This window comes from Streptomyces sp. NPDC051172 (assembly GCF_040682555.1).
Classification (GTDB): Bacteria; Actinomycetota; Actinomycetes; order Streptomycetales; family Streptomycetaceae; genus Streptomyces.
Window position 1 is genome coordinate 77,932 of the sequence record NZ_JBFBBE010000029.1, and the last position, 19,350, is coordinate 97,281.

A 19,350-nucleotide genomic window follows, 5' to 3' on the forward strand; every position below is an offset into this window, starting at 1 on the left:
GACCGGTGTTTTGATGGACGTATGACCCTGTTCGTCGGAACGTCGGGGTGGCAGTACAAGGACTGGCGGGAGGTCTTCTACCCCGCCGAGGTACCCATGCGGCTGTGGCTGGAGGAGTACACGGAGCACTTCGCCACGGTGGAGATCAACAACGCTTTCTACCGGCTGCCGACACGGGAGAACTTCGAGGCGTGGCGGGAGCGCGTGCCGCGGGACTTCGTGGTGGCGGTGAAGGCGAGCCGCTACCTCACCCACATCAAGCGCCTCAAGGACCCCGAGGAGCCGGTTGACCGTCTGATGAGCCACGCGACGGGCCTGGGCGACCGCCTGGGGCCCGTGCTTCTGCAACTTCCGCCGACGCTGAAGGCCGACGCGGGGCTGCTGGACGCGTGCCTCGCCTGCTTCCCCTCGTCGACCCGGGTCGCGGTCGAACCGCGTCACGACTCCTGGTGGACGAAGGAGGTACGCAAGGTCCTGGAGGCCCGGGGCGCCGCCCTGTGCTGGGCCGACGTCCAGGCCCGCCCCGTCACTCCGCTGTGGCGTACGACCGACTGGGGCTACGTCCGCTTCCACCAGGGCCGCGCCCAACCGTGGCCGCACTACGGCCGCCGCTCCCTGGAAACCTGGGTGGACCGGATCGCCACCACCTGGTCCGACCGCCGGGACGTGTACGCATACTTCAACAACGACCCCGGAGGGGCGGCGGTGCAGGACGCGGCGACCTTCGGCCGAGCAGCGAACAGGGCCGGGCTCACGGTGACCCGCACCAAACGTGCCCCTGAAAGGGGCGCGGGGAACTGCGCGACAAGCCACAGCGGGCCTGTAGACGATCGACGGGCCGACCGCAGTGCCAGTCGAAGCGCCCCCGGGGGGACTGCTCACCCCTCGTAAGCCGCCCGCAGGGCATCCCGCACGGCGGCCAGCGCCGCCTCCTCGCCCACCGCCAGCCGGCGAGCCCGCTCCACGTAAGCCTGGGCTGCCAAGGCCAACTCCCGCTCCGCCGCCGAGCCCGCGGCAGCGACGAACGTACCGTTGCGCCCCCGCGTCTCGATCACCCCGTCGCTCTCCAGCGCCCGGTACGCCTTGGCGACGGTGTTCGCCGCGAGCCCGAGCGACTCGGCCAGCCCCCGCACGGTCGGCAGCCGGTACCCCACCGGCAGCACCCCCGACCGCGCCTGCTCGGAGATCTGCACCCGCACCTGCTCGTACGGCGCGGCACTGTCGTCGATGTGGATCTTCAAGGTCACGCTGCCGATTGTCCCGCACGGGCCCGAAAATGAGAGGCACCCGGGTGCGCCTTCCCCGTAGCGTGCGCCCAGTGACAGTGACCGTGCGCGATCTCCGCTCCGCCGACCGGGCCGACGTCGAGGGCTTCGCCCATGTCCGCCATCTGGCCCTCCCGCACATCCTCTGGACCCCGGACGCCATCGTCCACCGCCTCGCCCACACCCACCCAGACGCCCGCTTCAGATCCCTGGTCGCGGAGGAGGACGGCGAAGTCGTCGGCACGGCCCAGGTGCAACTGGCGTACGACAGCCCGGAGCCGGGCCAGGGCATGCTCAACATCTATGTGCACCCGGACCGCACCCGCCGCGGCGCCGGCGGCCTCCTGGTCCGCGCGGCCGAGCAGCACCTGGCCGAGCACGGCGCGACCAGGCTGTTCGCCTGGGTCCTGGACGAGCCCGGCAACCGGGCCTTCGCGGAACGGCGCGGCTACCGCGCCAGCCGCTCCGCCCATTTTCTCCGCCTCGATCTGACCGGCAGGACGCTCCCGCCGCTCCAGTCCGCGCCGCCGGGCGTCGAGTTGCGCTCCGCGGCCGACTTCGCGGACGATCCGCGCCCGCTGTTCGAGCTGGACGCCGCGACCACGTCGGACGAACCGAGCGATGTCGACGCCGAGCTCAGCGACTACGAGACCTGGATCGAGGAGAGCTGGAAGGCCCCGCTGCTCGACCGGGAGCTGACCACGATCGCGCTCGTCGAGGGCCGCCCGGCCGCCTTCAGCGTGGCCTGGACGGACACCGCCACCGGCCGCTACGCCACCGCCATGACCGGCACCGCCCGCGCTTACCGCGGCCGCGGGCTGGCCAAACTCGCCAAGAACGACTCCCTGCACCGCGCCCGCGCCGCCGGATACACGGTGGCACTCACGGGCAACGACTCCGGGAACGAGCCCATGCTCGCGATCAACAAATGGTTCGGATACGAGATCTGCGCATCGGAGGTGCGGTATGTCCGCGAACTCGCCTGACGGCCCACGAAAGTTGGACGTCGTCCTGGTCAAGGCGGGCCGGACGAAGATCCGTTACGCGGCGGAGCTGCTCGGCGACGACGGTACGCGCGTCGTCGTCCGTGCGCCCTGGGCGGGCGACGGCGTCCGCGACTTCGGCTTCGTCCGCTTCGAGAAGGGCGACGTCTTCACGGAGTACTACTGGCGCGACCGCTGGTACGCCGTGAAGGAGGTCCGCGACTTGGAGGGCACCCTGAAGGGCTGGTACTGCGACGTCACCCGCCCGGCCACGCTCTCCGGCACCGAACTGGTCGTCGAGGACCTCGACCTGGACCTGTGGCGGTCCGCCGACGGCACGGACGTACTCCGGCTGGACGAGGACGAGTTCGCCGAGAGCGCCCTGACAGCGACGGACCCGGCGGCCGCGGCCGCCGCCGGCGCCGCCCTGGACGAGCTGGAGTCGCTGGCCCGCGAGGGCGGCTTCGACGCGCTCCTGGCCTGAGGGCTCACACCAGCGCCACCACCGCGTACCGCTCGTCCGTCACCTCCTTCGCCCACAGCTGCGCATCCTGCGACAGCTGTTCCAGACGGACCTCGGCGGCGAGCGGCGCCAGGAGGCCCGTGAGCACGCCGGCCGGTATGCCGGCCGGCGTGACCGTCCCCCACACGCCCTCGACCAGCACGAGCCGGCCTCCGGGGCGCACCAGCTCCCGCCAGTGCCGCAGGACCCGCCCGGTCTCGGGCAGCGCCCACAGCAGATGCCGTACGAGCACGACGTCGAAGCGCTGCTCCCCCACCGGCGGCGCCGCCGCGTCACCGACCAGGAATGCCGCGTCACGTCCGGCCAGCTTGGCTCTCGCGAGGTCGATCATGGCCGGGGAGCTGTCCACGCCGGTCACATGGTGCCCCTGTTCGGATGCGAGGAGCGACAGGCTGCCGGTGCCACAGCCGAGGTCGAGGACGTCGCTCGGCCGCTCCGGCAGCCAGGAGCGAAGCCGCTCGGCCCAGGCGTCGCGCACCCGTGGGTCGCGCAGACCGTGATCCGGTTCGTCGTCGAAGGAGGCAGCCTCCGCGTCCCAGTCCACAGCCGCCCAGCTCAGCGCATCGTTGTCGTTGGTCATGCCCCCAAGAGTGACACCCGCCACTGACAGTCGATTCGTGACAGCCACCACAGACAGACCCCGACCGATGAGTCACTCTCCCCGAAAGGGTCTACCTCCGTGAGAACGCGGAACCCGGTAGGCACTGAAGGAGGCAGCCATGCGCCGCACCACCGTGCAGAAGCCCCTGAGGAAGACGGACTCCCGCAAGGTCCGCGAGGAGGCCGACGAGCGCCCCTCCGGGCGCCCTGAGGTCCGCAAGGACATCGCACGGACGTGGTGGCCGGACGGCTGAAACAGCCGGTCCAGCCCATCAGTCAAGTCAATCCAGGCGCTTGCGGTAATGGATGCGGTCGTAGAGGCCGTCCACCCGCCGCTCGACGACTTCATAGCCGAACTTCGGATAGATCTTCTGGTTCTCCCACATCATGGCGTTGGTGTAGAGCCTGACCTCGGGCAGACCGAGCGCACGCGCGCGTGCCTCCACGAACTGCAGCAGCCGTCGCCCCACTCCCCTTCCGTGCGCCTCGGGGTGGACGGCGATGTTGTCGAGGAACAGATGGTCCGTTCGCTCCTCGAGCATGACCAGACCGATCACGGGGTCTCCCGTCACGAACACCCGGCCCGCGGCCACGTTCGCGGCGTGGTCCGCCTCCATGGGCCGCGGCACCACCCCGATGCGCTCGATGTAGTGGTGGTAGGCGGCGTCGGTCACGGCCTTCACGGCCGGTACGTCGGCGGCGACGGCCGCCCTGATCTCCTGGTCGGTCATGCCGCGCACGGTATTACCTGATCCCAGGCTGAGCACTCCCTTAACGGCACCATAAGGATCTCCATCACCCGCCTCCAGCAGGCGGTTTCACGGTTTCTTGGGGCTAGCTTCTGATCGCACCCCACGGGATTCGCCCCCGCGATCCGCCCCACGCATCAGGACCGTTCCGAGGAGATTCCGCATGCCCGCACGCCGCCGCAAGGTCGTCGCTCTCACCGCCCTCGGCGTCGCCCCGCTCGCCCTGACCGCCCTCGCCGCGGCCCCGGCGTCCGCGCACGGCACCATGGGCGACCCGGTCAGCCGGGTCGCGCAGTGCTACGCGGAGGGCCCGGAGAGCCCGAAGTCGGACGCGTGCCGGGCGGCGGTCGCAGCGGGCGGTACCCAGGCGCTCTACGACTGGAACGGCATCCGGATCGGCGAGGCGAACGGGCAGCACCGGACGCTGATCCCGGACGGCAAGCTGTGCAGCGCGAACAACGAGGAGTTCAAGGGACTCGACCTGCCCCGCGCCGACTGGCCGGCGACGAGGGTGAGCGCGGGTCCGTACACCTTCAAGTACCGCGTGACCGCCCCGCACAAAGGCACCTTCAAGGTGTACGTCACCAAGGCCGGCCACGACCCGGCGCGCCCGCCGGCCTGGTCCGACCTGGACCTCGACCACCCGGTGGCGACGGCCACCGACCCGGTCGCCTCGGGCGGCTTCTACACGTTCTCCGGCACCCTCCCCCAGCGCTCCGGCAAGCAGCTCCTGTACGCGATCTGGCAGCGCTCGGACAGCCCGGAGGCGTTCTACTCCTGCTCGGACGTGAGCTTCGGCGGCGGTGCCACCGGCGGCAGTGGTACGACGAGCAGCTCGTCCCCGGCGCCGACCGCCTCCGCCCCCTCCGACCAGCAGATCGAGGCGGGTGCCGACAAGTCGGCGGTCGAGCACCACGGTCACGGTGGCGCCGACGCGAGCACCTCGGCGGACCCGGCGACCGCCGCTGCCGCGGCCAACGAGCCCAAGGCGGCCGGGACGTCGGAGAACCTCGCCGAAACTGGCGCCGACGACAGCAGCTCGTACATCGCCATCGGCGGCGCGGCCGCGCTGGCGCTCGGTGCGGCGACGCTGTTCCTCTCGGTCTCCTCGGTCCGCCGCGGACGGCACGGCCGCTGACCCGGCCGAAGAGCGCGGGGCCTGTCCGGCGGCTCAGGTCGGACAGGCCCCGGGAGGTGCGTCAGCTCAGCGCCGACGCACAGGTGGTGGCGGTGGCGTGCGCCGGGTCGAGGGCGCCCGCCACCTCGTGGAAGGCGATGCGGTCGGTCAGCCCGATCAGGGCGTGCTCGGAGAGGTCGAGTGCGCACAGGTTCTGCAGCAGCACGTTGTGCACGTCGGGACCGCTCAGGAACTGACTGCTGTACGGGGTGACCACCTCGTCGTACTTGGTGGCGAGGACGGTGTAGTGGACGCCGGGAACGGTGTCTCCGCCGGCGTTGAGCTTGGTGAGGAAGGCGGATCCGACGATCTGGTCGGCGAGCCCGGGGGTCGAGGCGGAGATCAGGTCCGCGGCGCCGGGGAAGTACGGCAGCAGCTTGGTGAACCCGTCGAGGTCGGTGCCGTGGTTGTCGGGCGCGATGCCGACGAGGGCGTTCACCTTGGCGGCACCGCCGAGGAACTTGAGGTAGTAGCGGGGCATCATGCCGCCCTGCGAGTGGCCGACGAGGTCGACCTTGGCGGCACCGGTCGCGGCGAGCACCTTGTCGACGTAGGCGGACAGCTGCTCCGCCGACTTGTCGATGGGGCCGAGGCCGTAGAAGACGGGGACGCCCTGCAGCTGGCCGTAGTCGAAGGAGAAGACGCAGTAGCCGCGGTCCTCCAGATACGGGGCCAGGGCCAGCCAGTTGTCGACGGAGTTGGCGAGGGTGCCGTGGACCAGGACGACGGGCCGGGGATGGGCGGCGGACGGCTTGCAGGAGTAGTCGTTCCAGCCGGTCGACGGGGTGGCGGCCGTGTCGGCGGCGTGGGCGGCGGTGGCTGGGACAGTGGCGACCGCGGCGGTCAGAAGCAGCGCGGTCAGGGGTCTGAGCACTCGTTTCCAGGGCAGCATCGTGTGATCTCCTTGCGGCTCAAGGGAGTTGCGATGGCCTTACGCCCTGTGATCCGGATCACGAAGGATGCTGTTCACTCGTCAAGTTACGGGCGAGTAGTGCAAGTGTGAAGTTACGCGTCAGTAAAAACTTCCAGTGATAACTGACTCGCCAGTAGCCGAGGTCCGGACCCTCACCAGGCAGGCCGGATGGGCCCGTAGGGCGCAATACGCCCCAACCGCCCGCCCAGCGCCCGCACTTCAGCCTCACCGAGCACGGCACTCCACTCCCGCACCACCTCCGCGGCAGCATCCTCCGCGGCCCGCGTACACGCCCACCCCTGCTCGGTCAGCACGATCAACTTGGCGCGCGCATCCACGGGGTGGGCCCGGCGCTCGGCGTACCCCTTCCGCACGATCTCGTCGACGAGCTGACTGGCGGCCTGCTTGGTGACGCCGAGATGGACCGCGAGGTCGGTAACCGTTGCACCGTCCGGGGCGAGCCGCGCGAAGGCGAAGCCGTGCGCGGGCCGCACCCCCTCGAAGCCGCGGGCGAGGACGCCTTCATTGATGCGTTGCGTGAGCTCGCCGGCGACAGCGAGCAGGGCGGCGGACAGGGCCATGGCCTCGGAGTTGTGCACGGAGGCATTGAAACACCCTTGACGGAATGGTCAAGCAGCTTGACCATAGAAGAAAGTAGTCAAGCAGCTTGACCATATGGATCGGAGTCAGCCATGCCCGTCATCCGCACGTCCGAAGCCGTCACCCACGAGATCCACGGCGCCCGTTTCGTCTCGTACGCCGGTCCGCTCACCGGAAGCAAGGAGCTGTGCGCCTGGCGCGGTGAGATCCCCGCCGGGACCAAGGCGCCGGTTCACACCGTCAGTCGCGAGGAGATCTTCCATCTGCTCATCGGGGAACTGGTCATCACCCTCGACGGCCGCACCGACCGCATCACCGCGGGCGACACGGTCGTCGTCAACCCCGGCGCGACCCTCGGCGTCGAGAACCCCACCGATCACACGGCGATCTCCTGGGTCACCACGTCCATCGGCCTGGAGGCGGTGCTCGCCGACGGCACCCGTATCACTCCCCCGTGGGCCAACTGAGACCTGTGCCAGGAACTCGTACATGCCGTAGTACCAGAGGAAGCCGACGGTCCGGGTGCAGGTGGTGCCCGATCAATTCGCGAGGGCCGCCGGCCGCACGGCCTGCGGGCCGAAGCGTCGGCGGGCCCGGTCGGCGGCACGCTCTGCTGCGCGGGCCCGGTCGTCGCCCGGGTCCAGGGACAGCTGACGGTAAGCGCTGCCGACGGGCAGCAGGTCGTCGGCGCGGACCGCGTAGGCACGGACGCGGGCTCGTTGCAGCCCCAGTGCGGCCAGCAGGCCCAGGGCGGTTGCCGCGATGGCGGGTGAGTGGTTGGTGGGCTCCGGCATCGTGTTCGTACGCGTGGTGGAGCTGCGGTCGGCGTAGCGCACCGTGAGACTGAGCCTCCGCGCGATCTGATTCTCCCCGCGCAGGCGTTGGCCGATCTGGTCGGCGAGTCCCAGGACGGCTTGGTGGTGTTGTGTCGGATCGAGACGGTCCCGGTCGAGCACAAGGTCGGCGGTCAGGTGCGCCGCAGGCTCCTTCGGGGCGACCGGGCGGGGGTCGTAGCCGCGGGCGCGTTCGGCCAACAGCCGCGCCTGAGCAGCGCCGAGGAGCCGCTGCAGGGTCGCGGCGGGCAGGTCGGAGACCTGACCGATGGTGTGCAGGCCGTACCTGGCGAGGGCGCTGGTCGTGACACGGCCGATCCCGGGCAGTGCGGTGACCGGGCGGGGATACAGCCATTCGGCGGCCCTCTCGGCCGGGACCCAGGTGGTGTCTCCCGGCGCGGACGCGTCGGCCGCCATGGAGGCCAGCATGCGGTTGCCCGCGAGCCCGGCACTGCTGTCGATGCCGTAGAGAGCCTTCAGCCTGATCTTCGCCAGTTGGACCACGTCGTAAGGGGCCAGATCGAAATATCGGAGCGCCGAAGTCAGGTCCAGCTGAACGGCGTTGGGCGGAACCGCCTGGACATGGGGCGTGATGCCAGACATCAGTTCGATTATGTCACCGTACTGTGCCTCGGTCAGCGCAGCATGCAGATGGAGGTGCGCGATATGCCGCTGACGCGTGTTCATCCTGCGCTCCCCGGACTGCGGTGGCCGAACTTCTTCAGGTCGGCCGATCGGGTGCCGGCGGGCTGGAGGTCGGCGTACGGGTGCAGGCGAGCACCGGTGGTGCCGTTGACCAGGGTGCGGTGCGACTGGGCGGGGGTGGGGTGCGGGCGAGCCTCGCCGAGGAGGGCGAGTGCGGCCTCGGGACCGTTGTCGCGGCGGGCGGCGGCGATCTCGTCCAGATCCCAGGCCATGGTGCCGACGACCGTACGGCGGGTGCCGCGCACCTGGACTGTGCCGCGCACCAGCAGCAGCCCGCTGTGGAAGACGGTGTGCGCGCAGGCCGGGTGGGAGTCCTCGAAGAACGCCAGGTCGACCAAGCCGGACCCGTCCTCCAGGGTGACGAAGATGATGCGCCGGCCGCTGGCGATCGGCGGGGTCTGGGTCGAGGCGCGTACGCCGGCGACCAGGACCTGCTGCCCGGCCCGCAGCCCGGCCAGATGGGCCGCGTCCGTCGCGCCGATCTCCCGCAGCAGCCGGTGATGGTGCTCCATCAGGTGCTTGGAGACATCGATGCCGAGGGTACTCAGTTCGGCGCTCAGGGCCTCGCGTCCGGTCATCTCCGGTAGCCCGCTCGGCTCAGCACCGCCAACTGCGCCTGTGTCGATGGGCAGTTGACCCTCATGGGCGGAACGGGTGCGGGACTGCCGGTGCAACTCGGCGATCTGGAGCAGCAGATCGCGGCGAGTGAGGCGGCCGTCATGGAGACGGTCCAGGGCGCCGATCTCGGCGAGGCGTTCGGCGACCGGCCTGCTGGGACGGCCCCGCTGCCAGAAGTCCGACAGTGATCCGTACGGCTGTCCCTCCTCGATCCGCGCGGACTCCTCCTCGCTGATGCCACGCACCTCGGACAGCGCGAGCCGCACCGCCCACCGGTCTCCATCGGCCTTCTCCACGGTGTGCTTCACCTTCGAGCGGTTGATGTCCACGGGCAGGACCTGCACACCTCCCCGGCGGGCGTCGGAGACCAGGACACGCTTGGGCCACATCCCGGGGTCGTGTTCGAGCAGACCCGCCAGCAGAAACGCCGGATAGTGCGCCTTGAGCCAGGCGCTCTGCAAGGCGGGCACGGCGAAGGCGACCGCATGCGCCCGGCAGAAGCCGTACGCACCGAAGGCCTCGACGGTCTTCCAGACCTCGTCCCGGACGGCCGCGCTGTAACCACGCGCGCGTGCCAGGCCGTGGAACCAGTCCCTGATGCCGGGCAGCCGTTCCTTCTCACCGAGCGCGCGCCGGGCGATCTCCGCCAGTGCGCGGTCGCAGCCGGTCATCACCGACAGCGTCTCGATGATCTGCTCGTGCCAGATGGTCACGCCGTAGGTGTCGGCGAGCACCGGCTCCAGGTCCGGGTGGGCGTACGACGGCGAGCCCCCGTGCCGGGCGGCGATGTACCGCTCGGGCATGCCGCCGGCCACCGGGCCGGGACGGAAGAGGCTGATGTCGGCGATGACGTCCTGCACGTTGCGCGGTTGCAGCCGGGACAGCAGGTCCTGCTGGCCAGGGGACTCCAGCTGGAACAGACCCAGGGTGCGGCTGTCCTGGATGAGTTTGAAGGCGAAGACGTCGTCGAGCGGCACCTGCTCGGAGTCGTCCAGATCAATTCTGCTGCCCGTGGTGCGTTCGATCTCGGCGACGGCATGGGCCATCGCGGACTGCATCCGCACGCCCAGGACGTCGAGTTTGATGTTGCCCAGCGCCTCGATCTCCTCCTTCGCGGCCATGGCCATCGGATAGTCGCCCTGCGGGGTGGGCTGCACCGGCAGCCGGTCCAGAAGGGTCGCGTCACTGATGACCACGCCACAGGGGTGCATGGCCATGCCGTGGACCAGGGAGTCGAGCCCCTCAGCCAGCTCCCACAGCGGTCCGAACCGATCCGCCTCGGCCGCCAACTGCCGCAGTTCCGGCAGCTCGGCGAGCGCGCCGGTGATGTCCGAGGCCCGCAGGTGCGGAAAACTCTTGGCGATCCGGTCGACCTCGGCCGGGGCGATCCCGAGCGCGAGACCGGTGTCCCGCAGCGCCCTGCGCGCCCGATAGGTCTCTGGCATCGCGGTGACCGCGACCCGTTCCTTGCCGAAACGCTCGAAGATCACGTCATAGCACTCCAGCCGTCTGGCCGATTCCACATCGATGTCGATGTCAGGGAGCGAGGCCCGGCGCACACTGATGAACCGTTCGAGCAGGAGGCGGTGTTCGAGCGGATTGGCGGTGGCGATACCCAGCACGTGGCAGACCATCGAACCCGCGCCCGAGCCGCGTGCCGCGACCCTGATGCCTTTGGCGCGGATGTCGGCGACCACCTGGCCGACGGCGAGGAAGTACGAGTCGTAGTCGAGCCGGGAGATCACATCGAGCTCTTCGTCCAGCCGGTCGAGTGCCGCCCGGTCACGGTCGAGGCCGCGCCGGATCAGGCCGGCCTCGCACTGCCGGCGCAGCACCTGCGCCGCGCCGCCCGCTCGGGGCTCCGCCCCGAAGAGGGACGGTTCCGGGAAGTGCCTGGCGCCGAGCCCGAGGTCCGCCACCGGATCGACGGTGCATCCGGCCGCCGTGGCGGCAGTGTCCGCCATCAGACGGCGGGTTCGACGGATGTCTCCTCCGGCGCATTCGACGATCATTCGCGCGACGGTCTCCATTCCTCGCTCGTCCTTGAGCCAGCGCTGCCCGGTGTCCAGGTGGCGCCGGTCGATCGGTCTCAGCAGCCGTGCGGCGTCCAGGACATCGGCGAGGCGGTGCTGGTCGGGGTCGGCGTAGCGGACGGCGTTGGAGAGTACGGCGGTGGTGCGGGTGCGGTCGGCCAGGGCGAGGGTGCGGGCGGCCAGGCGCAGGGATCCCGGACCGGTGCCGGAACGTTTCTGCACAACGGCTTCCAATCGAACAGACCTCCCGAAGATCTCCCGCCAGGGCGCCAGCAACTTCATCGCGACATCCTCCCGCCCCACCGACAGCGCCCGCACCGGCTCCGAGAGCGGCCCCAGCAGCACGGTCAGGCCGGGGCCGCCGTGCTCGCGCAGCGCCTCCCACGGCACCACCGGAGCCGTACCGGAGACCGCCCCCACATGGGCGGCCGACGTGATGCGGCACAGCCGCGCCCAGCCCTCCCGGTTCTGCGCGAGCAGCACGAACCGCAGCGGCGGCTCGACGACGTGTGCACCCCCACGCACCGGCGTGCGTCGACGCTCGGCGGGTGGCGGAGGCGCGAGGGCCTCCACGGCAAGATCGATGCCGAAGAGCGGCCGGACCCCGTCCTTCGCGCAGGCCTGCGCGAACCGCACAGCGCCGGTGACCGTGTCCCGGTCGGTGAGCGCGAGCGCGGACACACCCCGCTCCGCCGCCCGCCGGACCAGCTGTTCGGGGTGGGAGGCGCCGTAGCGGGCGGAGTAACCGGACGCGACATGCAGATGAGCGAAGCCCGTCATGCCGCACCTCCATCACTCCACCCCTTTTAAGCCATTCGCCCGATAAGTTCATCGTACGCTCGTTCGATTACTCTAGCCTCATCAGCGCCGGTCAGCGACCCACATTCGAACACAACAGCGATTACCAGGGAGGGTGACGGCACCCAGAACGGCCACCGTCCCGTCATCTCCGCAACCGGGTGGGGCAGTTGGAAGAAATCTCCTTCGCTGTGCCCCTCAGGCCTCAACGATCAAGCAGTTCGAGGCGGGCGGCAATCGACGACCTGCAGAGCGAACGTCACTTTTCGTAACCGCCGAGGTCTCTGTCGGTCACCGTCGGCACTCGGGGGCGGGAATCCGGCTCGTCGTGACGGCGCTGGTCTCGATCGTCGGCCGGCTCGTCCGGGCGGTGATCGGGAGCCCGATCCTGGGTGCCCTGGCGGGGAGTGTGATGGCCCTGTGGGGACTGGGTGCGCTGATCACCTTCGCGGTCGGGGCGGCGACGCTCGCGCTCCAGGGGATCTTCGGGATCGTCGGCATCGGCCTGGCGATCCTGCTCGTGGTGTGCGGCAGTCCGAGCACCGGCGGCGCCTTCCCGCTGCCGATGCTGCCGCCGTTCTGGAAGGCGGTCGGGCCGGCGCTGCCGCCGGGCGCCGGGAACCGGGCGGCGGCCGGGATCGCGATCACGCTGGTGGCGGCGGGGCCGCGCGGGAAACGCGGCGCGGTCCGGGGAACTGCGCGACCAGCCACGACGCGCCCGCAGATTGAACACACCCGCGGACAATCAACTGCACATCCCGCGGAGCGACACGGCACGCGAAAGTCCCGCCCCTCGCGCGCAGGGGCGGGACTTCACACAACCTCACACGACTTCGCGCAACCGGCGGAGCCGACGATCAGCCGATCGACGCGCCCTCGGCCGACAGCGCCTCGGTGACCGGCTGGAAGAAGGTCTCACCGCCGGAGGTGCAGTCGCCGCTGCCGCCGGAGGTGAGGCCGATCGCCGCGTCGCCGTCGAAGAGCGAGCCGCCACTGTCGCCGGGCTCGGCGCAGACGTCGGTCTGGATGAGACCGCTGACCGAGCCCTCCGAGTAGTTCACGGTGGCGTTCAGGCCGGTGACCGTGCCGGTGTGCACCTGGGTGGTGGAACCGCTGCGCGTCACCTTCTCGCCGACCGTGGCCTCGGCGGCGTGGGTGATGGACTGCGAGGAGCCGTTGTAGAGGTCGACCGCGCTCGGGTGGTCCACGTCGGCGGTGTACTTGACCAGGCCGAAGTCATTGCCGGGGAACTGGGAGTCGGCGTTCTGGCCGATCTGGTTGCCGCTGGAGTCCGACCAGGTCTTGATGGCGCTGGTGCAGTGGCCGGCGGTGAGGAAGTACGGCTGACCGCCCTTGGTCACGTTGAAGCCGAGCGAGCAGCGCCCGCCCGAGCCGGAGATGGCGTCGCCGCCCGCGATGAAGGGCTTGAACTCCCCCTTCGAGCGCTTGAGTTCGGCCTTGGCGCCGAGCCCGTCGACGACCTTGGAGAGCTTGGCCCACTCGGCCTTGGAGACGGTCTTGTCGGCGGTGACGACGACCTTGTTGCTCACCGGGTCCGTCGACCACGAGGTGCCGGGGATGGTGGCGTCCTTGGTCAGCGCCGTACGGGCGGCGTCGAGTTCGGCGAGGGAGTTACGGACGAGTCTCGCCTTGGCGCCGGCCGCCTCGACGGTCCTGGCGGCGGCCTGGTCGAGGACGTTCACGACGAGGCTCTTGGCCTTCGCGTCGTAATACGTTCCCGCCGCGTCGGTACCGAGGTTCTTGCCGAGGGTCGAGGCGAGCTTTCCGGCCGCCACGGCCGAGAGGGTCTCGGGCACAGAGGTCTTCGAGGGCTCGCTGGCGTTCGCAGTCTGGAAGGTGACTCCCGCGGCCACCAGTGCGGCTATGCCCGCACCTGCCACGGCGGCACGCCGCTTGGGTATGCGTCGGTGCTTCAACTCACGTCCTCCTGTGGGGGGTCGGTCCGGAAGGTTGTGGGGACCTCGCGAACCGGAAGGCGTTGAACAGCGCCTACTATCCCGAGGGCGACAGGGAGCACACAAGGGCGTCTTCAGGACGCGCGTAGAACGCGGTGTGCGCGCCCCCGTGTTTTTGACAGTCCACGGTCACCCTGCGTCTTCGCACTGCAAATACTACGAGCGAGTAGCCCATGTGCGGTGCGTGAGGTCTAGTCCTGTCCGGATTTCGCCCCCTCGGGGCCGGTCTCCAAACGCGGCACGGGAGACGGCAGTTGCTCCTGCACCGGTTGCTGCTGCACCTGGACCGGCTGCTGCGGGACCTGCTGGGGCGCCCCGGCCGTCTGCTGCGCCTTCTCCAGGAACCGCAGCAACTCCACCGGGAACGGCAGCACGAGCGTGGAGTTCTTCTCGGCGGCGACGGCCGTCACCGTCTGCAGCAGCCGCAGTTGCAGCGCGGCCGGGGTGTCCGCCATCTGCTGGGCGGCCTCGGCGAGCTTCTTCGACGCCTGGAGTTCGGCGTCGGCGTTGATGACCCGGGCCCGGCGCTCCCGGTCGGCCTCGGCCTGCCGCGCCATCGAGCGCTTCATGGTCTCCGGCAGGGACACGTCCTTGATCTCGACGCGGTCGATGGTGACGCCCCACTCCACGGCCGGGCTGTCGATCATCAACTCCAGCCCCTGGTTGAGTTTTTCCCGGCTGGAGAGCAAGTCGTCCAGTTCGCTCTTGCCGATGATGGACCTGAGCGAGGTCTGCGCCATCTGCGCGACCGCGAACCGGTAGTCCTCGACCCGGACGACCGCCTCGGCCGGCCCGGTCACCTTGAAGTAGACGACGGCGTCCACCCGCACCGTGACGTTGTCCCGGGTGATGCCCTCCTGTGCGGGCACCGGCATCGTCACGACCTGCATGTTGACCTTCTGGAGCCGGTCCACGAACGGCACGATCATCGTGAACCCCGGCCCACGCACCTCGTCGCGGAGCCTGCCGAGCCGGAACACCACACCGCGTTCGTACTGCTTGACGACCCGGGCGGCCGCCATCACGTACACCACACCGGCGGACGCGAGGGTCGCTCCCGCCGCCACCAGCTCCTCGACCATGTCGGCCCCCCAGGGGACTGAGCCTGATTTGTACTTCGAAGTCCGTACTTCGAAATGTGTACTTCGAAGGTAACTCCGTCACCCGAACAAGAGGGAGCCCCCGCACGCCAGTTGCGTACGGGGGCCGCTCGCAGGAAAGTCAGCCGATGCTCACGCCGTAGTGGCTCAGCGCCGCGGTGACGGGCTGGAAGAAGGTCGTGCCGCCGGAGGTGCAGTCGCCGCTGCCGCCGGAGGTCAGACCGTACGCCACGGTGCCGCCGTACAGCGGGCCGCCGCTGTCGCCGCCCTCGGCGCAGACGGTGGTCTGGATGAGGCCGTAGACGACGTCACCGCTGCCGTAGTTGACGGTGGCGTTCAGCGCGGTGACCCGGCCGCTGTGCGTACCGGTGGTGGAGCCGCGGCGGTACACCGTCGTACCGACGCTCGGGGTGGCCGCACTGGAGATGGTCTGGCTGCCGACCGTGCTCGGGTGCGAGATCGACGAGTTGGTGTAACGCACCAGCGCGTAGTCGCTGCCCGGGAAGGTGTAGCCGACGTTCGTACCCAGCGTCGTGGTGTGGCTGGAGTTGGAGTACCAGGTGGAGGCGACCTGTCCGCAGTGGCCCGCGGTCAGGAAGTAGTAGGTGCTCCCGCTGTGCACGTTGAAGCCGAGGGAGCAGCGGTACTGGCCGCCGTAGATGGCGTCGCCGCCGCTGATCAGCGGCTTGAACTTCCCGGACGTGTGCTTGATGGTGAGGGCGCCGGCGTTGCCGCCGGCCTGCCGCTTGATCTTCGCGATCTCGGCCTTGGAGACCGTGCTGTCGACGGTGACGACGACGCGGTTGGTCTTGCTGTCGACGGCCCAGGCGGTGCCCGGGACGTTCGCCTTGAGCACCGAGGCGTCGGCGCTCTTGAGCTGGGCCGTGCTGAAGGGTGTGGCGGTGGACGCGTTCGCGCTGGGGACCGCGATCGCTGCGGCGGCCACGAGACCGGTGGTGACGGCGATCAGCCGGGTCCGTCTCGCAATGCCGCTGCGGGGAGTGGTGCGCTTGATCCTCACGTTCGTTCCTCCCAAGGGGAAGTCGGGGGCCCGCGTGGGGTCGGGGCCCGTGAGGCGCAGCCAGGGCCGCGTTCGTCCGGATTCCGGACACGCCGTGCCCCTGACAAGCGCTTGCGGGGAGTATTCGGTCGAACGGCCGGTAGGCGCAAGGGCGCCTTTCGGCCGTCAAGCCCTCAACGAACCGGTTCTCCGGCGGTGGGAGCGGGCAGAAGCCCAACTCCTGGGGATGTCCGGAAGTCGCCCTTCCGGATGGCCCTCGACCCCGCTTCAGGCCGTTCAGGCACTGACGGACGGTACCGGGTCGGGCAAGCCGAGATGTGACCGCAGCGTCGCGCCCTGGTACTCCGTGCGGAACGCGCCGCGCTCCTGCAGCAGCGGCACCACTCGGTCCACGAACTCGTCGAGTCCGACCGGGGTGATCAGCGGTTGGAGGATGAAGCCGTCGGCGGCGCCCTTCTGCACGTAGTCGTCGAGTTCGGCGGCGACGGCCTCGGGCGTGCCGATGAAGGACTGCCGGCCGCCCGCCTCGATCACGGTCTGCCGGATGGACAGCCCCTTCTCCTTGGACAGGGCGCGCCATTTCTCGGCCATCGCGACGGTGTCGCCGCGCCGGGTCCGCCCCCGGGTGATCGCGGAGTCCGCCACCGGGTCGATCTCGGGGAGCGGGCCGTCGGGGTCGTACGCAGACAGGTCGACGCCCCAGATCTGCTCCAGGGCGATGATCGCGTTCTGCGGGGACACCTGCTGCCGCCGGATCTCGGCGGCCCTCTCCTGGGCCTCGGCTGCGGTGTCGCCGAGGACGACGGTGACACCGGGCATGATCTTCAGGTCGTCCGGGGAGCGGTCGTACTTCTCCAGGCGGCGCTTCACATCGGCGTAGAAGGAACGCCCCGCCTCCAGCGTGCCGTGCCGGGTGAAGACGACGTCGGCCGTGGACGCGGCGAACTCCCGCCCCTCGCCGGAGTCCCCGGCCTGGATGACGACCGGGTGCCCCTGCGGTGAGCGCGGCACGGTGAACTCGCCCGCGATGTCGAAGTGCTGCCCGCGGTGCGCGAACGGCCGGGAGACGCCGTCGGGGGTCCAGGAGTCCCACAACTTCCTTGCCACGCCCACGAATTCGGCGGCCCTGGTGTAGCGGTCCGCCCGGTCGAGGAAGCCGCCGCGCCGGAAGTTCTCGCCGGTGAAGGCGTCGGAGGAGGTCACCACGTTCCAGGCCGCGCGGCCGCCGCTGAGGTGGTCCAGCGTGGCCAGCCGGCGGGCGAGTTCGTAGGGCTCGTTGAAGGTCGCGTTGACGGTGGCGGCGAGTCCGAGGTGTTCGGTGACGCCGGCCAGCGCGTTCAGCACGGTGAGCGACTCGGGCCGCCCCACCACGTCCAGGTCGTGGATACGACCCTTGTGCTCGCGCAGCCGCAGCCCCTCGGCGAGGAAGAAGAAGTCGAACAGGCCGCGTTCGGCGGTGCGGGCGAGGTGCTCGAAGGACGAGAAGTCGATCTGCGACTTCGAGCGCGGATCGGTCCATACGGTGGTGTTGTTGACGCCGGGGAAGTGCGCCGCCAGGTGGACTTCTCTGCGGGTTCGTACGGTCATGACGCTCCCCCTGTCACGGCGTACCGGTTGGCGGGCCTGGCGAGGCCCAGGTGCTCCCGGAGGGTGCTGCCCGGGTAGAAGGTGCGGAACAGGCCGCGGTGCTGGAGCAGCGCCACCGTCCCGTTGACGAGCCGCTCCAGGTCACGGCGCGGCTCGGTGGGCGTGAGGTGGAAGCCGTCGACGATGCCGTCCGCGTGCCAGCCGGCGATCAGTTCGGCGAGGTCCACGGGGCCGCCCCGGTACAGCGGGCCCTGCACGGTCTGCCGGGGGCCGCCCCCGCCGTGGCCCGGCTCGGCCGCGTGCTCACCGTCGCCCAGGTCGACGAGGAGGCTCACGAGCACGCGCAGGGTTTCGGGGTTGCGTCCGAACTCGGCGGCCGACTGCCGCAGTTGGTCCCGTACGGCGGCGGCCTGCGCGGGGCTCGTGGCCCGCACGAGGGCCACGTCGGCGTACTGGGCGGCGGTGCGCCGGGAGTGCCCCTCGGTGGCGTCGACCACGCGGACCGGGTGGCCCTGCGGGGGCCGCGGCACGATCGAGGGGCCCTTCACCGAGAAGCCTGCACCGGCGAAGTCGACGTGGTGCAGCTTGTCCCGGTCGATGAAGCGGCCGGTCGCCAGGTCCCGTATCTCGGCGTCGTCCTCCCAGCTGTCCCACAGCCTGGCGGCCGCCTCGGCGACTTCACCGGCCTCGCGCCACAGCTCGTCGGCGGTCACGGCATGGCGGCGGCCGAAGAGGCGGGCCTCGCCCTCGGTGGTGGACACGTCGATCCGCCAGCCGGCCCGGCCGCGGCTGACCCAGTCGAGGGTGGCGACGGCGGCCTGGACGTGGAAGGGCTCGGTGTGCGTGGTGGTGACGGTGGGGACCAGGCCGATGCGGGTGGTGGCGGGGGCGACCCGGGACAGGACGGCGAGCGCGTCGGGCCCGGGGCGGGCGAAGGTGTCGTCCAGCGTGACGAAGTCCAGGCCGCCGCGCTCGGCGAGCCGCGCCAGTTCGATGTGGGAGCCGGCGTCGAACACCGCCGGCTGGTCCAGGGCGGCGGCGAGGTGCAACAGCCCCCGGCGGTGCGATGAGGTCATGTGGGGGGACCTTTCAGAGAACCTTGGAGAGGAACGCCCGGGTCCGCTCGTGGCGGGGAGCGTCCAGCACGTCACCGGGCGGGCCCTGCTCGACGATCTTCCCTTCGGCCATGAACACCACGGTGTCGGCGACCTCGCGGGCGAAGCCGATCTCGTGCGTGACGACGATCATCGTGGTGCCCTGATCGGCCAAGTCCCTTATGACATCGAGGACTTCGCCGACCAGCTCCGGGTCGAGCGCGGACGTCGGTTCGTCGAAGAGCAGCAGCTTGGGCTCCAGTGCCAGCGCCCGCGCGATGGCGACCCGCTGCTGCTGTCCGCCGGAGAGCTGCCGCGGGTAGGCGTCGGCCTTGTCCGCGAGCCCCACGCGCTCCAGCAGCCGGCGCGCTCCCTCGAGGGCCTCCTTGCGCGACCGCTTCAGCGCGGACACGGGCGCCTCGATGACGTTGTCCACCACGGTGAGGTGCGGGAACAGATTGAAGTTCTGGAAGACGAACCCGATCCGGGTGCGCTGCTTGAGCACCTCACGCTCGGGCAGTTCGTGCAGCTTGTCGCCGGATCGCCGGTAGCCGACGAGCGTGCCGTCCACGCTGATCGCTCCGTGGTCCACCTTCTCCAGGTGGTTGATGGTGCGCAGCAGCGTCGACTTGCCGGAGCCCGACGGGCCGAGGACGACGGTGACCTCGCCGGTGCGCACCTGCAGATCGATGCCCTTGAGGACCTCCAGCGAGCCGAAGCTCTTGTGGACGGATCTGATGTCGACCATGACGCTCATCGGGGCACTTCCTTGGGA

General features: G+C 70.2%; 18 protein-coding genes and 2 pseudogenes. 7 read left to right on the forward strand and 13 right to left on the reverse strand.

Going from position 1 to position 19,350, the window contains the following annotated elements; genetic code table 11:
• The first annotated feature begins 21 nt into the window (after positions 1–21).
• On the forward strand, positions 22–891 hold the full coding sequence (locus AB0N07_RS19675) for a DUF72 domain-containing protein (protein WP_365836612.1): 870 nt from the start codon (positions 22–24) through the stop codon (positions 889–891).
• Here AB0N07_RS19675 and AB0N07_RS19680 read toward each other — a convergent pair.
• Positions 879–1,247 carry a GntR family transcriptional regulator gene (locus AB0N07_RS19680; RefSeq protein ID WP_365836614.1) on the reverse strand — a complete coding sequence of 123 codons (369 nt, stop codon included), beginning with the start codon at positions 1,245–1,247 and terminating at the stop codon, positions 879–881. The two genes, AB0N07_RS19675 and AB0N07_RS19680, sit on opposite strands and share 13 nt — an antisense overlap.
• Positions 1,248–1,318: 71 nt before the next feature.
• On the opposite strand from AB0N07_RS19680, the gene AB0N07_RS19685 reads away from it, so the two are divergent.
• On the forward strand, positions 1,319–2,251 hold the full coding sequence (locus AB0N07_RS19685; protein WP_365836616.1) for a GNAT family N-acetyltransferase: 933 nt from the start codon (positions 1,319–1,321) through the stop codon (positions 2,249–2,251).
• Complete coding sequence (locus tag AB0N07_RS19690) at positions 2,232–2,732, forward strand: DUF402 domain-containing protein (protein WP_365836618.1); 501 nt, start codon at positions 2,232–2,234, stop codon at positions 2,730–2,732. Before AB0N07_RS19685 ends, AB0N07_RS19690 begins: the two co-directional genes overlap by 20 nt.
• Positions 2,733–2,736: 4 nt before the next feature.
• Here AB0N07_RS19690 and AB0N07_RS19695 read toward each other — a convergent pair whose 3' ends face one another.
• Positions 2,737–3,351 carry a class I SAM-dependent methyltransferase gene (locus AB0N07_RS19695; protein ID WP_365836620.1) on the reverse strand — a complete coding sequence of 205 codons (615 nt, stop codon included), beginning with the start codon at positions 3,349–3,351 and terminating at the stop codon, positions 2,737–2,739.
• 139 nt (positions 3,352–3,490) lie between these two features.
• On the opposite strand from AB0N07_RS19695, the gene AB0N07_RS19700 reads away from it, so the two are divergent.
• Positions 3,491–3,625: a hypothetical protein gene (locus tag AB0N07_RS19700; RefSeq protein WP_099927776.1), complete on the forward strand. Its 135-nt coding sequence runs from the start codon at positions 3,491–3,493 to the stop codon at positions 3,623–3,625.
• 27 nt (positions 3,626–3,652) lie between these two features.
• Here the strand turns inward: AB0N07_RS19700 and AB0N07_RS19705 are convergent, their stop codons facing one another.
• Positions 3,653–4,102 (reverse strand): GNAT family N-acetyltransferase, encoded by a 450-nt coding sequence (locus tag AB0N07_RS19705; RefSeq protein WP_365836622.1) that lies wholly within the window; start codon positions 4,100–4,102, stop codon positions 3,653–3,655.
• Positions 4,103–4,283: 181 nt separating this feature from the next.
• Between AB0N07_RS19705 and AB0N07_RS19710 the strand changes: the two genes are divergently transcribed.
• Positions 4,284–5,258, forward strand: coding sequence for a lytic polysaccharide monooxygenase (locus tag AB0N07_RS19710; RefSeq protein ID WP_365836624.1), 975 nt, complete (start codon positions 4,284–4,286; stop codon positions 5,256–5,258).
• A gap of 61 nt (positions 5,259–5,319) precedes the next feature.
• Here the strand turns inward: AB0N07_RS19710 and AB0N07_RS19715 are convergent, their stop codons facing one another.
• Positions 5,320–6,189: an alpha/beta fold hydrolase gene (locus AB0N07_RS19715; protein WP_365836626.1), complete on the reverse strand. Its 870-nt coding sequence runs from the start codon at positions 6,187–6,189 to the stop codon at positions 5,320–5,322.
• Between the two features lie 173 nt (positions 6,190–6,362).
• The gene (locus tag AB0N07_RS19720) at positions 6,363–6,809 is read right to left on the reverse strand and encodes a MarR family winged helix-turn-helix transcriptional regulator (protein WP_365836628.1); all 447 of its coding nucleotides are present in this window, start codon (positions 6,807–6,809) and stop codon (positions 6,363–6,365) included.
• 93 nt (positions 6,810–6,902) lie between these two features.
• Between AB0N07_RS19720 and AB0N07_RS19725 the strand changes: the two genes are divergently transcribed.
• The gene (locus AB0N07_RS19725) at positions 6,903–7,277 is read left to right on the forward strand and encodes a cupin domain-containing protein (protein ID WP_365836630.1); all 375 of its coding nucleotides are present in this window, start codon (positions 6,903–6,905) and stop codon (positions 7,275–7,277) included.
• 75 nt (positions 7,278–7,352) lie between these two features.
• Here AB0N07_RS19725 and AB0N07_RS19730 read toward each other — a convergent pair.
• Positions 7,353–8,330: pseudogene (locus AB0N07_RS19730) on the reverse strand (ImpB/MucB/SamB family protein); the annotation flags it as partial.
• Positions 8,327–11,779 carry a DNA polymerase III subunit alpha gene (dnaE, locus tag AB0N07_RS19735; protein ID WP_365836632.1) on the reverse strand — a complete coding sequence of 1,151 codons (3,453 nt, stop codon included), beginning with the start codon at positions 11,777–11,779 and terminating at the stop codon, positions 8,327–8,329. The pseudogene AB0N07_RS19730 and the gene dnaE, both read right to left, overlap by 4 nt.
• Before the next feature lie 328 nt (positions 11,780–12,107).
• On the opposite strand from dnaE, the pseudogene AB0N07_RS19740 reads away from it, so the two are divergent.
• Positions 12,108–12,695 (forward strand): annotated as a pseudogene (locus AB0N07_RS19740) (DUF3533 domain-containing protein); the annotation flags it as partial.
• On the opposite strand, the gene AB0N07_RS19745 reads toward AB0N07_RS19740, so the two are convergent.
• The 6 genes from AB0N07_RS19745 to AB0N07_RS19770 all read right to left on the reverse strand — a co-directional run bounded on the left by AB0N07_RS19745 (position 12,655) and on the right by AB0N07_RS19770 (position 19,332).
• Positions 12,655–13,734, reverse strand: coding sequence for a S1 family peptidase (locus AB0N07_RS19745; RefSeq protein WP_365836634.1), 1,080 nt, complete (start codon positions 13,732–13,734; stop codon positions 12,655–12,657). The pseudogene AB0N07_RS19740 and the gene AB0N07_RS19745 sit on opposite strands and share 41 nt — an antisense overlap.
• A gap of 230 nt (positions 13,735–13,964) precedes the next feature.
• Positions 13,965–14,855: a slipin family protein gene (locus AB0N07_RS19750; protein WP_365836636.1), complete on the reverse strand. Its 891-nt coding sequence runs from the start codon at positions 14,853–14,855 to the stop codon at positions 13,965–13,967.
• Positions 14,856–14,994: 139 nt separating this feature from the next.
• Positions 14,995–15,894, reverse strand: a complete 900-nt coding sequence (locus AB0N07_RS19755; RefSeq protein WP_365836638.1) for a S1 family peptidase — start codon at positions 15,892–15,894, stop codon at positions 14,995–14,997.
• Positions 15,895–16,170: 276 nt separating this feature from the next.
• Positions 16,171–17,481, reverse strand: coding sequence for an NtaA/DmoA family FMN-dependent monooxygenase (locus AB0N07_RS19760; RefSeq protein WP_365836640.1), 1,311 nt, complete (start codon positions 17,479–17,481; stop codon positions 16,171–16,173).
• Positions 17,478–18,557, reverse strand: a complete 1,080-nt coding sequence (locus tag AB0N07_RS19765; RefSeq protein WP_365836642.1) for an LLM class flavin-dependent oxidoreductase — start codon at positions 18,555–18,557, stop codon at positions 17,478–17,480. Before AB0N07_RS19765 ends, AB0N07_RS19760 begins: the two co-directional genes overlap by 4 nt.
• A gap of 13 nt (positions 18,558–18,570) precedes the next feature.
• Positions 18,571–19,332 (reverse strand): amino acid ABC transporter ATP-binding protein, encoded by a 762-nt coding sequence (locus AB0N07_RS19770; RefSeq protein ID WP_365836644.1) that lies wholly within the window; start codon positions 19,330–19,332, stop codon positions 18,571–18,573.
• Between the last annotated feature and the right edge of the window lie 18 nt (positions 19,333–19,350).

Bases quoted from the DNA above. Each gene is read 5' to 3' on its own strand.
- AB0N07_RS19675 (WP_365836612.1), top strand. From the start codon at position 22: ATGACCCTGTTCGTCGGAACGTCGGGGTGGCAGTACAAGGACTGGCGG.
- AB0N07_RS19690 (WP_365836618.1), top strand. From the start codon at position 2,232: ATGTCCGCGAACTCGCCTGACGGCCCACGAAAGTTGGACGTCGTCCTG.
- AB0N07_RS19695 (WP_365836620.1), bottom strand. From the start codon at position 3,351: ATGACCAACGACAACGATGCGCTGAGCTGGGCGGCTGTGGACTGGGAC.
- AB0N07_RS19700 (WP_099927776.1), top strand. From the start codon at position 3,491: ATGCGCCGCACCACCGTGCAGAAGCCCCTGAGGAAGACGGACTCCCGC.
- AB0N07_RS19705 (WP_365836622.1), bottom strand. From the start codon at position 4,102: ATGACCGACCAGGAGATCAGGGCGGCCGTCGCCGCCGACGTACCGGCC.
- AB0N07_RS19710 (WP_365836624.1), top strand. From the start codon at position 4,284: ATGCCCGCACGCCGCCGCAAGGTCGTCGCTCTCACCGCCCTCGGCGTC.
- AB0N07_RS19715 (WP_365836626.1), bottom strand. From the start codon at position 6,189: ATGCTGCCCTGGAAACGAGTGCTCAGACCCCTGACCGCGCTGCTTCTG.
- AB0N07_RS19725 (WP_365836630.1), top strand. From the start codon at position 6,903: ATGCCCGTCATCCGCACGTCCGAAGCCGTCACCCACGAGATCCACGGC.
- dnaE (WP_365836632.1), bottom strand. From the start codon at position 11,779: ATGACGGGCTTCGCTCATCTGCATGTCGCGTCCGGTTACTCCGCCCGC.
- AB0N07_RS19750 (WP_365836636.1), bottom strand. From the start codon at position 14,855: ATGGTCGAGGAGCTGGTGGCGGCGGGAGCGACCCTCGCGTCCGCCGGT.
- AB0N07_RS19760 (WP_365836640.1), bottom strand. From the start codon at position 17,481: ATGACCGTACGAACCCGCAGAGAAGTCCACCTGGCGGCGCACTTCCCC.
- AB0N07_RS19765 (WP_365836642.1), bottom strand. From the start codon at position 18,557: ATGACCTCATCGCACCGCCGGGGGCTGTTGCACCTCGCCGCCGCCCTG.
- AB0N07_RS19770 (WP_365836644.1), bottom strand. From the start codon at position 19,332: ATGAGCGTCATGGTCGACATCAGATCCGTCCACAAGAGCTTCGGCTCG.